General features: G+C 65.5%; 15 protein-coding genes and 1 pseudogene. 5 read left to right on the top strand and 11 right to left on the bottom strand.

From position 1 onward, the window contains the following. Positions 1-610 (top strand): annotated as a pseudogene (locus tag SE92_RS34735) (hypothetical protein); the annotation flags it as partial. On the opposite strand, the gene gmk reads toward SE92_RS34735, so the two are convergent. The 9 genes from gmk to SE92_RS01345 form a co-directional block, all read right to left on the bottom strand. Then, positions 543-1,199: a guanylate kinase gene (gmk, locus tag SE92_RS01385; protein WP_063194134.1), complete on the bottom strand. Its 657-nt coding sequence runs from the start codon at positions 1,197-1,199 to the stop codon at positions 543-545. The pseudogene SE92_RS34735 and the gene gmk sit on opposite strands and share 68 nt — an antisense overlap. Before the next feature lie 3 nt (positions 1,200-1,202). Then, positions 1,203-2,090 (bottom strand): YicC/YloC family endoribonuclease, encoded by an 888-nt coding sequence (locus tag SE92_RS01380; protein ID WP_063194133.1) that lies wholly within the window; start codon positions 2,088-2,090, stop codon positions 1,203-1,205. Positions 2,091-2,205: 115 nt separating this feature from the next. Then, positions 2,206-3,477 carry an endolytic transglycosylase MltG gene (gene mltG, locus SE92_RS01375; RefSeq protein WP_063194132.1) on the bottom strand — a complete coding sequence of 424 codons (1,272 nt, stop codon included), beginning with the start codon at positions 3,475-3,477 and terminating at the stop codon, positions 2,206-2,208. Between the two features lie 125 nt (positions 3,478-3,602). Further along, positions 3,603-4,868 carry a beta-ketoacyl-ACP synthase II gene (gene fabF, locus SE92_RS01370; RefSeq protein ID WP_063194131.1) on the bottom strand — a complete coding sequence of 422 codons (1,266 nt, stop codon included), beginning with the start codon at positions 4,866-4,868 and terminating at the stop codon, positions 3,603-3,605. Between the two features lie 108 nt (positions 4,869-4,976). Continuing rightward, positions 4,977-5,216: an acyl carrier protein gene (locus SE92_RS01365; RefSeq protein WP_008130699.1), complete on the bottom strand. Its 240-nt coding sequence runs from the start codon at positions 5,214-5,216 to the stop codon at positions 4,977-4,979. A 314-nt stretch (positions 5,217-5,530) separates the two neighbouring features. Continuing rightward, positions 5,531-6,268: a 3-oxoacyl-[acyl-carrier-protein] reductase gene (gene fabG, locus SE92_RS01360; RefSeq protein ID WP_063194130.1), complete on the bottom strand. Its 738-nt coding sequence runs from the start codon at positions 6,266-6,268 to the stop codon at positions 5,531-5,533. Positions 6,269-6,278: 10 nt separating this feature from the next. Continuing rightward, complete coding sequence (gene fabD, locus SE92_RS01355; protein ID WP_063194129.1) at positions 6,279-7,238, bottom strand: ACP S-malonyltransferase; 960 nt, start codon at positions 7,236-7,238, stop codon at positions 6,279-6,281. A 203-nt stretch (positions 7,239-7,441) separates the two neighbouring features. After that, complete coding sequence (locus SE92_RS01350; RefSeq protein WP_063194128.1) at positions 7,442-8,467, bottom strand: fatty acid desaturase family protein; 1,026 nt, start codon at positions 8,465-8,467, stop codon at positions 7,442-7,444. A gap of 3 nt (positions 8,468-8,470) precedes the next feature. Continuing rightward, positions 8,471-9,166: a TetR/AcrR family transcriptional regulator C-terminal domain-containing protein gene (locus tag SE92_RS01345; protein WP_063194127.1), complete on the bottom strand. Its 696-nt coding sequence runs from the start codon at positions 9,164-9,166 to the stop codon at positions 8,471-8,473. A gap of 342 nt (positions 9,167-9,508) precedes the next feature. Between SE92_RS01345 and rpsF the strand changes: the two genes are divergently transcribed. From rpsF to rplI, 4 genes are all read left to right on the top strand, one after another. Continuing rightward, on the top strand, positions 9,509-10,018 hold the full coding sequence (gene rpsF / locus SE92_RS01340; RefSeq protein WP_063194126.1) for a 30S ribosomal protein S6: 510 nt from the start codon (positions 9,509-9,511) through the stop codon (positions 10,016-10,018). 5 nt (positions 10,019-10,023) lie between these two features. Further along, entirely contained in the window at positions 10,024-10,263 is a 240-nt protein-coding gene (gene rpsR, locus SE92_RS01335) for a 30S ribosomal protein S18 (RefSeq protein WP_007592020.1), read from the top strand. Positions 10,264-10,394: 131 nt separating this feature from the next. Next, on the top strand, positions 10,395-11,387 hold the full coding sequence (locus SE92_RS01330) for a YybS family protein (RefSeq protein ID WP_063194125.1): 993 nt from the start codon (positions 10,395-10,397) through the stop codon (positions 11,385-11,387). A 44-nt stretch (positions 11,388-11,431) separates the two neighbouring features. Then, the gene (gene rplI, locus SE92_RS01325) at positions 11,432-12,031 is read left to right on the top strand and encodes a 50S ribosomal protein L9 (protein ID WP_063194124.1); all 600 of its coding nucleotides are present in this window, start codon (positions 11,432-11,434) and stop codon (positions 12,029-12,031) included. Between the two features lie 118 nt (positions 12,032-12,149). Here rplI and SE92_RS01320 read toward each other — a convergent pair whose 3' ends face one another. Continuing rightward, on the bottom strand, positions 12,150-12,617 hold the full coding sequence (locus SE92_RS01320; RefSeq protein WP_063194123.1) for a PaaI family thioesterase: 468 nt from the start codon (positions 12,615-12,617) through the stop codon (positions 12,150-12,152). Between the two features lie 11 nt (positions 12,618-12,628). Next, on the bottom strand, positions 12,629-13,225 hold the full coding sequence (locus tag SE92_RS01315; RefSeq protein ID WP_063203281.1) for a TetR/AcrR family transcriptional regulator: 597 nt from the start codon (positions 13,223-13,225) through the stop codon (positions 12,629-12,631). Positions 13,226-13,327: the final 102 nt, after the last annotated feature.

The following is a 13,327-nucleotide window of genomic DNA, read 5'->3' as shown; positions in this document are numbered from 1 at the left end:
CGTGATCGGCGGCGCGCTGGCGCTCGCCGGTATCCTTGCCAGCCTCATCTACCGCTTCGCCGGCGGACGCGTCCGCGTCCAGGCCGCCGACCGCCGCGGGCATTGGGACGATTGGGCGCCGCAGGATCATGACGGAAGCCGCGCGCCCTGGGTCGGAGCGACGCCGGCCGTCACGCCGGGCGCACAGCCGCGCCCGATCGACTTCGACGAAGCCCGACCGCCGCAGAGCGCGCAACTCGCTGCGTTCACCAGGGAGATCAGCAGGATCGCGGCCCAATCCGCCTCCACGCGCAGCGAGGCCGCAGAGCTCGACAAGGCCGACATCTTCAACGCCGAGTTCGAGATCGAGGCCGCGCCCCCGCGGCTCGCGGCCAAGGACACCGTCAAGGACGCCGATAACGAAAAGCCTGCCGCTCCAGGTAACGGCGAGCTTGGTGACGTCGATCGCGTTGAAGAAGTTCAGGTCGAGGATCATGTCGACGTCGACGTGATCACCGCGATGCTGGAACGGCTGGCGAAGCAAGGGCCGCAGTTGCCGCAGCCTAGCCCTGAAGCTGCCCTTGCAAACCTCGCACGAAACCAACGAGGCCAATCCGCCGCTCGCGCTTGAGGCGCTCGGCCTTCAGGATCGACTGCACCTCGGCGAAGGCTTCGTCGACGTCGTGGTTGATCACAATGTAGTCGTACTCGGCCCAGTGGCTCATCTCGTGGCTGGCGCGGCTCATGCGCTTGCGGATGACCTCGTCGGAATCCTGCGCACGCGAGTGCAGGCGCTTCTCGAGATCGGCCGCCGAGGGCGGCAGGATGAAGACGCTGACGACGTCCTCGCGGGCCTTGTGCTTCAATTGCTGCGTGCCCTGCCAGTCGATGTCGAACAGCACGTCCTGCCCGGCCGACAGCGCAGCCTCCACGGGACCGCGCGGCGTGCCGTAGCTATTGTCGAACACCGTCGCCCATTCCAGCAGTTCGTCGGCCTTTACCATGGCATCGAACGTTGCCTTGTCGACAAACGTGTAGTCCTTGCCGTTCACCTCGCCCGGCCGCATCGGCCGCGTGGTCGCGGAGACCGACATTTTCAGGCCCGACATCCGTTCGATCAACAGACGCGACAGCGTCGTCTTGCCTGCGCCCGAGGGCGAGGACAGCACGAACATCAGTCCGCGCCGCTCGACACCGTCAGTGTGACCGCCTGATGTCATCGATCACTCCAGATTCTGAACCTGCTCGCGGAACTGCTCGACCACGTTCTTCATGGCAAGGCCCGTATTGGTCAGCTCGATGTCGTTCGACTTCGAGCAGCAGGTGTTGACCTCGCGATGAAATTCCTGCGCCAGGAAGTCGAGCTTGCGGCCGATCGGGCCGCCCTTGCCGATCAGCTCGCGCGCCTGGGCGATGTGGGAGGCGATGCGATCGAGCTCCTCGCGGATGTCGGCCTTGGTGGCGATCAGGATCGCCTCCTGCATCAGGCGGTCGGAATCGAAGCGGTCGGAGGTGTCCAGCAGCGCCGCGATCTGCTCGGCGAGCCTCGCCTTGATCGCCTCCGGCTTGCGGCCGGGCGAGGCTTCCGCCTTCTTCGCCAGCTCCTCGACCTCGTCGACCCGCTGGGTCAGGATCTGCCCGAGCGAAGTGCCCTCGCGCTTGCGCATGGCGACGAGCTCGTCGAGCGCCTTATCGAAGGCCTCCGCGACAGCGATGCGCGCGGCCTTGTCCTCCTCCTCGTCGCCCTCGGGCTCGGCGACCTCGACGACGCCCTTGATGGCGAGCAGACCGTCGATGCTCGGCGCCACCGCGTCGACCTTGCCGGCGATCATGGCGGCGGCCTTCAGCACGGCGTTGAGCACGTCCTCGTTGACGCGAACCGTGGCGGCGGCGTTGGCGCGCTTGACGGTGAGATTGGCGTAGACGGTGCCGCGCGAGAGCAACTCGCCGGCGCGTTTCTTGGCATGGGCCTCGAGCTCGTCGAAGCCCTGCGGCAGCCGCACCCTGAGGTCAAAGCCCTTGGCGTTGACCGACTTCAATTCCCATTCGAACGTATACGGCCCGCTCGCGCGGTGGCTTCGAGCAAAGCCGGTCATGGACGACAGCGCCATCAGGTCAAATTCTCCAGAAACACGGGATTCGCGGGGGCATCGCCCACGCGAATCTTAAGACTATTTTGCAGGAAAGTGGAATCCGCAAAGTCCCGCAAGCAGGGCTGCACCGCGCCTAGCGCTGGACCACCGGTGGCCAGGGTTGCACCGCGCCCTGCCGCGCCGGTGCGGGATTGGCAGGCCGCGACGGTTGCTTCTTCTGCTGGTTGGGCCGCGCCGGCGTCGTCGCCGTCGGCGTATCGGCAGCCCCGGGCGCGACGGCGGCGGGCGGCGGCGCATCCTCGGCCGGCTCCACCGTGTCGTTCTGGATCTGCTTCTCCATCGCGCGCAGCTTGGCGACGTTCTTCTGATGCGCGTCGTAAGTCTCGGTGAAGGCGTGCCCGCCGGTGCCGTCGGCGACGAAATAGAGGTCGCGGGTGCGGGCCGGATTGGCGGCGGCCTCCAGCGAGGCGCGGCCGGGATTGGAGATCGGGCCCGGCGGCAGGCCTTCGATCACATAGGTATTGTAGGGCGAGGGCTGCGTGATCTCGCTGCGCTTGATCGGCCGGCCCAACGTGCCCTTGCCGCCGACGAGGCCGTAGATGATGGTCGGATCGGACTGCAGCTTGATGCGCTGCTTCAGCCGATTGACGAACACCGCGGCGACGCGGCTGCGCTCGTCGGGCTTGCCGGTTTCCTTCTCGACGATCGAGGCCAGCGTCACCAACTGCTCCGGCGATTTGACCGGAATGTCCTGGTTGCGACGCTCCCAGATCTCGGCGAGCACGCGCTTGTGCGCCTGCTGCATGCGCTGGACCACCTGCTCGCGCGGGGTGCCGCGCGGGAATTTGTAGGTCTCCGGCAGCAGCGTGCCCTCGCGCGGCAGCTCGCGCACGCTGCCGGTGAAGATGTCGTTGTCGGACAGCCGCGCCACGATCTGCTCGGAGGTCAGCCCTTCCGGAATCGTGACGGCGTGCTGCACCACCTTGCCCTCGACGATGGTGGCGATGACGTCGCGCAGGGATGCGTTCTTCTGGAACGAATACTCACCCGGCTTGAGGTCCGAGCTCGCCTTCAGCGCGGCGACGCTGGCGATGAACACCCAGGGATTGACGTCGGTGACGCCTTCCCGGTTCAGCGTCTCGGCGATATCACGCTTGCCGGCGCGCTGCGGGATGTTGACGATCTTGTCGTCCTTCAGCGGTCCCGGCGCCTCGAGCACCTGGCGGCCGTAATAATACACGCCGCCGGCGCCGAGCATGGAGATCAGCAGAAGGGTGATGATGGCGTTGCCGACGACGACGAACGGATTGCGCGCACGATCCGATCGTTTCGGCGGCGGCGGGAGTTGCTCGGGCTCGAGCGCTGCCCGCGGACTCCGGGGCGAAATGGGCGGCCTTTCACTCATCGAAACAACCTGAATCCTGCCGGTTCAATCGCGACCTGACAATCGCTTGCCCTGCCAAATGCACGCGCCCACTTCTATGACTATCGCCGAATGCGGCAAAACGGTGGATTCGTCTCAAACGCAAACTAACTGGCCAAACGCCGGACGATCACCGACGCATTGGTGCCGCCAAAACCAAAAGAGTTCGACAAGGCGACATTGACCTCTCGCTTCTTCGCAATGTGCGGCACGAGATCGATCGCAGTCTCCACCGACGGATTGTCGAGGTTGATCGTCGGCGGCACGACATTATCGCGAATCGCGAGAATGGCGAAGATCGCTTCGATCGCACCGGCGGCGCCGAGCAGATGCCCTGTCGACGATTTGGTCGACGACATCGCCACCTTGGAGGCGGCATTGCCGAGCAGACGCTCGACCGCCCCGAGCTCGATCTCGTCGCCGAGCGGCGTCGAGGTACCGTGCGCGTTGATATAGTCGAGATCGGATGCCGTGAGGCCGGCGCGCTTGAGCGCCGCCGACATGCTGCGGAAGCCGCCATCGCCATCCGGCGACGGGGACGTAATGTGATAGGCGTCACCCGACAGACCGTAGCCGATCACCTCGGCATAGATCCTGGCGCCGCGGCGCTGCGCGTGCTCGAGCTCCTCGAGCACCAGAACGCCGGCGCCCTCGCCCATGACAAATCCGTCGCGGTCCTTGTCGTAGGGACGCGAAGCCTTTGCGGGTGTGTCGTTGAAGCCGGTCGACAATGCGCGGGCGGCGTTGAAGCCGGCAATGCCGATGCGGCTGATCGGCGATTCGGCGCCGCCGGCGACCATCACGTCGGCATCACCCAGCGCGATCAGGCGGGCGGCATCGCCGACGGCGTGTGCGCCGGTCGAGCAGGCCGTGACCACCGAATGGTTCGGGCCCTTCAGCCCGTGCTTGATCGACACATATCCGGAGGCGAGATTGATCAGGCGGCCCGGAATGAAGAACGGCGATACCTTCCGGGGTCCCCGTTCCTTCAGGAGCAGCGCGGTCTCGGCAATGCCGCTAAGGCCGCCGATGCCGGAACCGATCATGGTGCCGGTTGCGCATTTGTCCTCCTCGGACTGGGGATGCCAGCCGGCGTCGTCGAGCGCCTGGCCGGCCGCGGCCATGCCGAAGATGATGAAGTCGTCGACCTTGCGCTGGTCCTTCGGCTCCATCCACTTGTCGGGATTGAAGGTGCCGTTGCTGCCGTCGCCGCGCACGACGGTGCAGGCGTATTTCGTCTGAAGATCGGAGACATCGAAGCTCTCGATCGGGCGTGCGCCGCTTTCGCCGTTGAGGATGCGTTTCCAGGTCGGTTCGACGCCGCAGCCGAGCGGCGACACCATGCCGAGACCAGTGACGACAACCCGCCTCATATCCGAAAACTCCGCATCGAAAGACTCACGGCCAATAACAAGAAACCGGCTGACCGCTGGTCAGCGGCCCGTCCGGTTTCAATGTTGTCCCCGCGAAAATGAAGAGCCTTAGCTCTTCGCGTTCTTCTCGAGAAACTTCGTGGCGTCGCCGACGGTGAGAATCGTTTCCGCAGCGTCGTCCGGAATCTCGCAACCGAATTCCTCTTCGAACGCCATCACCAGCTCGACGGTGTCCAGACTGTCGGCGCCGAGGTCGTCGATGAAGCTCGCAGCGTCGACAACCTTCTCGGGTTCAACACCAAGGTGTTCGACCACGATCTTCTTAACCCGCTCGCCAATGTCACTCATTGCTTAACCTCGTGTTGTTCCCTGTAGACCCGACCCCCCGGGACGATACGAGCCGTCGTGGTCGTGTTACTTGCCTTCGCTTACGAACTTTGATTTGGCCCCATCCTAACCGATACAGGGCCCGGCGAACGACGGCCAAGGCTCCGCATCGCCAATATACAGGGTTTCAAAATCCTGCAATGGCGTTCTTTGCCCATCCGTTGAAGGTCCGGTTATCATACTTCAATTGCCTTGACTATAAGCCTCATTTCGCTCCGGAAACGGCCGTTTGCCGCATCCGGCGCCCGCTTCGGCGGGCGGTGCGGAATGAAACGTCAGATCATGGCCATGCCGCCGTTGACATGGATGGTTTGCCCGGTGACGTAAGCCGCCTCGTTCGAGCTCAGATAGACCGCGGCCGCCGCGATGTCCTCGGGCGTCCCCAGGCGGTTGGCCGGAACCTTGGTGAGAATCGTTTCGCGCTGCTTGTCGTTGAGCGCATCGGTCATCGGCGTCTTGATGAAGCCGGGCGCGATGCAGTTCGCGGTCACGCCGCGCTTGGCGTATTCGGCGCCGAGCGTCTTGATCATGCCGATCAGTCCCGCCTTCGAGGCCGTGTAATTGCCCTGTCCCGGGTTGCCGGTCACGCCGACCACCGAGGTGATGGCGATGATGCGGCCGAAGCGCTTGCGCATCATCAATTTGGTGGCCGCGCGCGCCAGGCGGAACGTGGAGGTCAGATTGATGTTGATGACCTCCTCCCAATCCTCGTCGCGGAGCTGCACGAAGAGATTGTCGCGGGTGATGCCTGCATTGGCGATCAGGATGTCCACCTGGCCCATCGCCGCTTCCGCAGCGGGCACCAGCGCCTCGACCTCCTCGGCCTTGGACAGATTGCAGGGCAACACGAAGGTGCGCTCGCCAAGCTTGCCGGCAAGCTCATCCAGCACCTCCTTGCGCGTTCCTGAAATCGCGACGGTGGCGCCCTGAGCGTGCAGCGCCTGCGCGATCGCGCCGCCGATGCCGCCGGTCGCGCCGGTGACGAGCGCCTTTTTGCCAGTCAGATCGAACATAGATAACTCCTCAACCCTGCTTCGCAGCGGCCAATGCATCCTTGGCTGCGGCAATGTCGTTGGGACCACCGACGGAAACGCCGACGGCACCGTCCGCAATGCGCTTGACGAGACCCGTCAGCACCTTGCCGGCGCCGATCTCGAAGAACCGGGTGACGCCCTGCCCTGCCATATAGGCAACCGACTCGCGCCAGCGCACCGTGCCGGTGACCTGCTCGACCAGGCGGCGGCGAATCTCGTCGGGATCGGTGATGGCACTCGCCAGCACGTTCGATACCAGCGGCGCGGCCGGCGCCTTGATCGTGACCTTCGACAGCGCCTCCGCCATCGCGTCGGCAGCCGGCTGCATCAGCTTGCAATGGAACGGGGCGGACACCGGGAGCAGCATCGCGCGCTTGGCGCCTTTGGTCTTGGCGATCTCGACGGCGCGATCGACCGCGGCCTTGTCGCCGGAGACGACCACCTGTCCGCCGCCATTGTCGTTGGCGGCCTGGCAGACCTGACCTTGCGCCGCCTCGCTCGCGACCGCCATGGCGGCCTCGTAGTCGAGGCCGAGCAGCGCGGCCATCGCGCCGGCCCCGACCGGAACGGCCTTTTGCATTGCGAGACCGCGGGTGCGAAGCAGACGCGCGGTATCCGAAACCGTCAGGCTGCCGGCCGCAGCCAGCGCCGAATATTCACCGAGCGAGTGGCCCGCGACGAAGGCCGCGTCCCGCCCCACGGAAAAACCGGCCTCAGCCTCCAGCACGCGCAGGGTGGCGATCGACACCGCCATCAGCGCCGGCTGGGCGTTCTCGGTGAGCTGGAGGGTTTCGGCCGGACCATCCCAGATGATGGCCGTCAGCTTCTCATTGAGCGCGGCATCGACCTCGTCGAACACGGCGCGCGCCACCGGAAAGGCGTCGGCCAGAGCCTTGCCCATGCCAACCGCCTGGGACCCCTGCCCTGGAAATGTGAATGCTGCCGTCATCGGCGCTCCCTGCTTGTCGGGCACGATCCCCCTTGAGAACCGGCAGCCGATTACGCGCGGCCTTGGGACCTGGTTCCTTGGCACCTGGTCCTTGGCCCATGGTTCCGGATCATGCTCCAAAGGGGGCCGTAGACACTGTCAGGGGCCGGACTGTCAAGCCGAGATGGGAACACCGGCAGGCATTCAACTGGGGATACGCCCCCTCAAAATCCACCGGCAGTCTGGTTGGCGTCGACCTTCGTCCCCGCCTGCGCGCGGCGGGCGCTGTTCACCAACTGACCCGGCCGGTCGTCCCGGTCGGGCTTCGCCGTCGCCAGTCGCAGCACCGCGGCATAGCCCGGCTGCACCTCCATGCGGCCGGAATGCCGGCTTGCGCTGAGCAGCCGATGGACCTTCGGCAGATTGTAGCAGGGCACATAGAACAGCAGATGATGCTCGAGATGGTAGTTCACGTAGTACGGCGCGATGAACAGGCGCTCGAGAAAATTGGCATGCGTGGTGCGGGTGTTGCGCAAGGGATCGCTGCTGTCGGGGACGACGGCGTGTTCGGCGATGTTGCGGATGCGGGTGATGACCATCATCCAGGTCAAGAGCGGCACCAGCCAGAGCAGCGGATAGGCCCACCACACGCCGGCCGCCACGCACGCCGCAAACATGATTGCATTCACCACGCATTGCGGACCGAGCTTGTCCCAGAAATGCGAAAGGCGCTGACGCCAAGGCCAGTCCTTCGCGCCGAGCGCGTTGAGCAGTTGCGCCTTGCGCTGCTGGTAGCCGGTCTGTCCGGTGATGTCGCGGATGAATTTGCGGCGGTAGCTCAGCTTCGTAATCGGAAACGGCGCCGACAGCACGAGATCGGGATCGTCCTGCTGCTGCGTGCGCGCATGATGCTGCAGGTGATAACGCCGGTAGCTGCGCGTTTCCGCAAACAGCGGATAGGCACACAGCCACTGGCTCAGGGTCAGATTGATTTTCTCGTCGGCGGACAGGCAGCCATGCGCGCCGTCATGCATCAGGATGGCAAGTCCGAGCTGGCGCGAACCGATGATGGCGACGGCGAGAACATAGGTGACCGGATTGGGCCACCACGCGACCAGCGCAACGGCACCGATGATCAGCCCCCAGGCGTGCGCGATCAGCGCGACGCCCTTCCAGGTCACGCGCTGGCGCACGTCGGCGAGCTGATCGTCGGTCAGGAAATCGCGGGCTCGCATACGAAGCGCGGTCATGGCCTACTCCTCTTCATTCGAATGTGACGCGTCGTCAACCAGCCGCAGGCGCGCGGCATCGCCGGTCGATTTCGCCTGCTCGCCGAGCACGCGCAGCATCTCGGCGCACAGCGCCTCGGGCGAGCGGCCCATGGCGTAGCCTTCGAGGATGATTCCGATGGCGACGGCCCAGAACCGCCGCGAGCTTTCGTCAGGCGCGCGCAGCGAGCGCCAGCCGTGCCGCGCCACCTGGTCGGCGTAAGCGCGCGCGCCCTCGCCGTGCAGACGCTCGATCGTGCGCTCGACGAGCGGCGCAAGATCCTGGCGGCGGCGCGTCAAGGTCAGCGCTTCTGCGAAGAAAGCGACGGAATCGCTCGCCGTCACGGTCTGCGCCAGCGCGTGCGTGTAGTCACGTGGCGTGCGCGCCGTCAGCGCCGCCTGCTCGGTCGCGCGCGCCAGATAGAGCAGCTCGCGGCAGGCGCACTCGACGAACAGCGCCTCCTTGGTGCGAAAGTAATAGGTGATCTGGCTCGGGAATGCGTTCGCGGCGGCGGCGATGTCGGTGATCGCCGTGCCCGACAGCCCCCGCTCCCGGAACAGCGGGCTCGCCGCATCCAGCAGCAGCGAACGCATCTTGCGGCCGGCCGAGCGCGTCGCGCGGGCGGCGTGCTTGGGATCGCCCGCCGCCTCAACCGCCTCCTGGACCGACTTTTCCACCATTGAGGTCTCTCTGCCGACTTATTTGTATGTTATACAAACAAATAAGTCAAGATGGTATGGTATTGGGGGACGCGCGGCGGCACGGGCTACCTGGGCGATCCGCGCCGAATTCAGCCCGCAACCTTGCAAAGCCGGTCAAAATCCGTATAAGGCGCGCATCCGCAGACCCCGGCCGGGAGCTGAACGGACGGTCTCAGCAAATCATTCGTGATTTTGGTGTGGCAGGGCCAGTCGGCCCGTCGTCCCGTGTTTCCGCCTTCTGAGCTTAATCCCAGAGTCCTTTCCGAAGGCCTCTTAAGGGCTTGACGCCGGGCGATGCGCCAACATGAGGAAAGGACCACCATGGCTCTTTATGAGCATGTTTTTCTCGCGCGTCAGGACGCGAGCACGCAGCAGGTCGAAGAGCTGACTGCGCAGATGACCGGCATCGTCGAAGGTCTCGGCGGCAAGGTCACCAAGACCGAGAATTGGGGCGTTCGCTCCCTCACCTACCGCATGAACAAGAACCGCAAGGCGCACTTCGTGCTGCTCAACATCGACGCGCCGTCCGCGGCGATCGCCGAGATCGAGCGCCAGGAGCGCATCAGCGAAGACGTGATCCGCTATCTCAGCGTCCGCGTCGAGGAGCTCGAGGAAGGCCCGTCCGCGATGATGCGCAAGGCCGATCGTGATCGCGAGCGTGACGATCGTGGCGGCGGCTTCCGCGATCGTGAAGGCGGCGGCGGTTTCCGTGGCGACCGTGAAGGCGGTTTCCGTGGTGGCGATCGTGACGGTGGCGGCTTCCGCGGTGATCGCGGCCCGCGCCGTCCGCGCGAAGACGCTGAATCCACCACCACGACGGATGGGGAGTAAGATCAATGGCTGAAGCTGGTGCACGCCGTCCGTTTTTCCGTCGTCGCAAGAGCTGCCCGTTCACGGGCGCCAATGCTCCCAAGATCGACTACAAGGACTCCAAGCTCCTGATGCGTTACGTCTCCGAGCGCGGCAAGATCGTGCCGAGCCGCATCACCGCGGTATCCGCGAAGAAGCAGCGTGAGCTCGCCCGCGCCATCAAGCGCGCGCGGTTCCTGGGCCTGCTGCCCTACGTCATTCGCTAACACGACCAATTCGACCGGCGGCCCTCGCGCCGCCGGTCGCAACTTCTAGAACTCATAAGGCTTCCGGGTCGTCCGGTCGCCGATGGTTGGGGCGAGATGCCTCTAACCGCTCGAAGGGAGCGGGACAGCTGATGATGCCATTTGTGCTGATAGCCCTGATCGCCGGCGCTGCGTCGGCCCTGATGTTCGCCTCGATCATTTCGGGCGCGCTGATCTCGCTCGTCCTGTTCTATCTCGCCCCCCTGCCGCTGATGGTCGCCGCGATCGGTTGGGGACCGCTCTGCGCGAGCCTCGGCGGCATCGCCGCCGCGATCGGCCTCGGCGCCCTGTTCGGCCTACCCTATTGCATCGCCTTCGCCGTCACCGTCGCGCTGCCGGCGTGGTGGCTCGGCCATCTCGTCCTGCTCAGCCGTCCCGTGGGAAAGATTGCCGTCGGGCCTGTCGCGCCGGAGGGCGCCACCGATGCGCCCGCCGAGCCTGAGCTCGAATGGTACCCGGTCGGCCGCATCCTGCTGTGGCTTGCGGGCTTCGCCGCGCTGACCACGATGGCTGCCCTGCTCACGCTCGGGACCGACGCCGACACCATCCTCGGCACGCTGCGGCGCGGCCTGATGCGTCTCATCCGCGCCACCGACCCGCAAAGCTCCGGCGAAGCCGGGCAGTTCGTCGACGCGCTGGTGCGCATCGCACCGGCCGGGGCCACCATCATCGCGATGATGACGCTGACCCTCAACCTCTGGCTCAGCGCCAAGGTCACCGCGACGTCGGGCCGGCTGCGACGCCCGTGGCCGGACATGATGACGGCGGAGCTGCCGCCGATGACGCTGGTGGCGCTCTGCATCGCGCTCGCCTTCTGCTTTACCGGCGGGCTGCTTGCGATCGTCGCCCAGATCATCGCGGCGGCGCTGATGATGGGTTATGCGCTGACCGGCTTTGCCGTGCTGCATACGCTCACGCTGGCGCTGAAGAACCGCGCGCTCTGGCTCGGCTCGACCTACGCCGTCGTGGTCGTGTTCGGATGGCCCGTGATCGCGATGGTGATCCTTGGCCTCGCGGATGCCGTGTTCGGCTTCCGCGGACGCTTCTTGCGCAGCCGGCAACCGCCGCCGCTGCCGACCCCTTGAGTTCAACCCAGAAACCTACGAACCACTTCAAAAGGAGAACGAATATGGAAGTCATTTTGCTGGAACGCGTGAATAAGCTCGGCCAGATGGGCGAAGTCGTGAAGGTTCGCGACGGCTATGCCCGCAATTTCCTGCTCAAGCGCGGCAAGGCGCTGCGTGCCACCGCCGACAACAAGGCCAAGTACGACGGCATGAAGGCCGATCTCGAGGCCCGCAACCTCGCCTCGAAGGGAGAAGCCTCCAAGGTCGCCGAGAAGATCCAGGGCAAGAACATCATCGTGATCCGCCAGGCCTCCGAAGCCGGCCAGCTGTTCGGCTCGGTTAACGTGCGTGACATCGTCGTTGCGTTCGAAGCTGACGGCATCTCGCTGGCTCGCCCGCAGGTCCAGCTCGACGCGCCGATCAAGACCATCGGAAAGCGCTCGATCACCGTTGCCGTCCACCCCGAGGTCGAGGTCGAGATCACCGTCACGGTTGCCCGCAGCCAGGACGAGGCCGAGCGCATCAACCGCGGCGAAGACATCTCGACCCGCAACGAGGACCGCGACGCGGCGGCCGAGGCGATCGCCGCCGCCGGCGAGTTCTTCGATCCGGAAGCCGAGCCCGACGACGTCGAGCCGGCGCCGGCCGCGGAAGAGAAGTAAGCCTACAGTACAACGCGTCATGCGCGGGCTTGACCCGCGCGTCCATCGTCGAAGAATCCTTTGATGGATTGCCGGGGCAAGCCCGGCAATGACAAAGCGACACCGAAGCCCGGTCGCCTCAGGCGGCCGGGCTTTTCGTTTTCGCAGCGACGTCCTCGCTCAGCATCGCGATCGAGGCCAGCGCCGTTGCCGTGTGCTTCTCGACACCGTCGCTGACGCAGAACACGTCGGCTGCGACAACCGAGACCTGACGGCCCGGCTTGATCACGCGTGCTCGGCAGATCAGCTTCTCACCGACCGCGGGCGAGAGCAGATTGAGCTTGTATTCCGCCGTCAGCGCCGGCTGGCCGCGCGAGGTGGCGGCTGCGATCGTCGTGGCGTTGTCGACCAGGAAGGCGGTGACGCCGCCATGGAAGAAGCCATGCTGCTGCAGCAGCTCCGGCCGGCGGTCCACCGCAATCGTGCAGGTGCCGCGCGACAAGTCCGAGAGCTCGGCGCCGACCAGGTTCATGAAGCCTTGCCGGCCGACATTGGCGTGGATGCGTTCGGCGATCGGTTCAAACTCGGGATCCGCTGCGACGCGCATGAGGCCTCTCCTTATTGCTTGTTGATGCGATTGAATGGCCGCAGCGCACGGATGGCGCAGGCGATCAGCGTGTCGGCCTCGACGCGCGGATCGGCGCGGTCGCGTCCCGACAGGAAGGCGCGGCAGAAAATCTGAGCCGGGCCGATCAGCTGGCTGACGAACATCACCGGCTTCATTGGCAAGAGCTCGCCGCTTGCGACCAATGGCGCGCGCCAGCGCTCGATACCTTCGGCAAGGCGCGCGTTCTGGGCGCGTTGGGCGTCGCGAACGTCCTCGCCCCATTCGCTCCGGGAAATCTCGAAGAGGTAGCGCGCCTCGCGCCGGCTGGTGACGACCCAGTCGAGATGCGCCCGGATCAGGCGATCGATGCCCTGTTCCGCATCGGGCACGGGATCGAGCGCGGCCACCACGGCGGCGTGATAGTGCTGCAGGACCTCCAGGAACAGCGCGCCGGCGAGCTCCTGCTTCGAGCCGAATGCGTGAAAGAAGCTCCCGTTGGAGGCGCGCGCCCGGGTGCGGATTGCGGCGACCGTCGCAGCCTCGAAGCCGACGCGGTCGAACACGATCAGCCCCGCCGCCAACAACTCGTCTCGCACGCTCGCCGCCATCACGCCTCCTAGAGTACTACTCTAGAGCAGCACTCTAATCGCGGTCAACACGAGAGCGAGGGCCGCGATGAACGCGGCCCCCGCCTGTCGATCAACAAATGG

It is taken from the genome of Bradyrhizobium sp. AT1, assembly GCF_001590795.1.
In the GTDB taxonomy this organism is placed as follows: domain Bacteria; phylum Pseudomonadota; class Alphaproteobacteria; order Rhizobiales; family Xanthobacteraceae; genus Bradyrhizobium.
This window is presented reverse-complemented; position numbering and strand designations above follow the sequence as displayed.

Excerpts from the sequence above, each read along its gene's own strand:
- gmk (WP_063194134.1), bottom strand. The coding sequence starts at position 1,199 with ATGACATCAGGCGGTCACACTGACGGTGTCGAGCGGCGCGGACTGATG.
- SE92_RS01380 (WP_063194133.1), bottom strand. The coding sequence starts at position 2,090 with ATGGCGCTGTCGTCCATGACCGGCTTTGCTCGAAGCCACCGCGCGAGC.
- mltG (WP_063194132.1), bottom strand. The coding sequence starts at position 3,477 with ATGAGTGAAAGGCCGCCCATTTCGCCCCGGAGTCCGCGGGCAGCGCTC.
- fabF (WP_063194131.1), bottom strand. The coding sequence starts at position 4,868 with ATGAGGCGGGTTGTCGTCACTGGTCTCGGCATGGTGTCGCCGCTCGGC.
- SE92_RS01365 (WP_008130699.1), bottom strand. The coding sequence starts at position 5,216 with ATGAGTGACATTGGCGAGCGGGTTAAGAAGATCGTGGTCGAACACCTT.
- fabG (WP_063194130.1), bottom strand. The coding sequence starts at position 6,268 with ATGTTCGATCTGACTGGCAAAAAGGCGCTCGTCACCGGCGCGACCGGC.
- fabD (WP_063194129.1), bottom strand. The coding sequence starts at position 7,238 with ATGACGGCAGCATTCACATTTCCAGGGCAGGGGTCCCAGGCGGTTGGC.
- SE92_RS01350 (WP_063194128.1), bottom strand. The coding sequence starts at position 8,467 with ATGACCGCGCTTCGTATGCGAGCCCGCGATTTCCTGACCGACGATCAG.
- SE92_RS01345 (WP_063194127.1), bottom strand. The coding sequence starts at position 9,166 with ATGGTGGAAAAGTCGGTCCAGGAGGCGGTTGAGGCGGCGGGCGATCCC.
- rpsF (WP_063194126.1), top strand. The coding sequence starts at position 9,509 with ATGGCTCTTTATGAGCATGTTTTTCTCGCGCGTCAGGACGCGAGCACG.
- rpsR (WP_007592020.1), top strand. The coding sequence starts at position 10,024 with ATGGCTGAAGCTGGTGCACGCCGTCCGTTTTTCCGTCGTCGCAAGAGC.
- SE92_RS01330 (WP_063194125.1), top strand. The coding sequence starts at position 10,395 with ATGATGCCATTTGTGCTGATAGCCCTGATCGCCGGCGCTGCGTCGGCC.
- rplI (WP_063194124.1), top strand. The coding sequence starts at position 11,432 with ATGGAAGTCATTTTGCTGGAACGCGTGAATAAGCTCGGCCAGATGGGC.
- SE92_RS01320 (WP_063194123.1), bottom strand. The coding sequence starts at position 12,617 with ATGCGCGTCGCAGCGGATCCCGAGTTTGAACCGATCGCCGAACGCATC.
- SE92_RS01315 (WP_063203281.1), bottom strand. The coding sequence starts at position 13,225 with ATGGCGGCGAGCGTGCGAGACGAGTTGTTGGCGGCGGGGCTGATCGTG.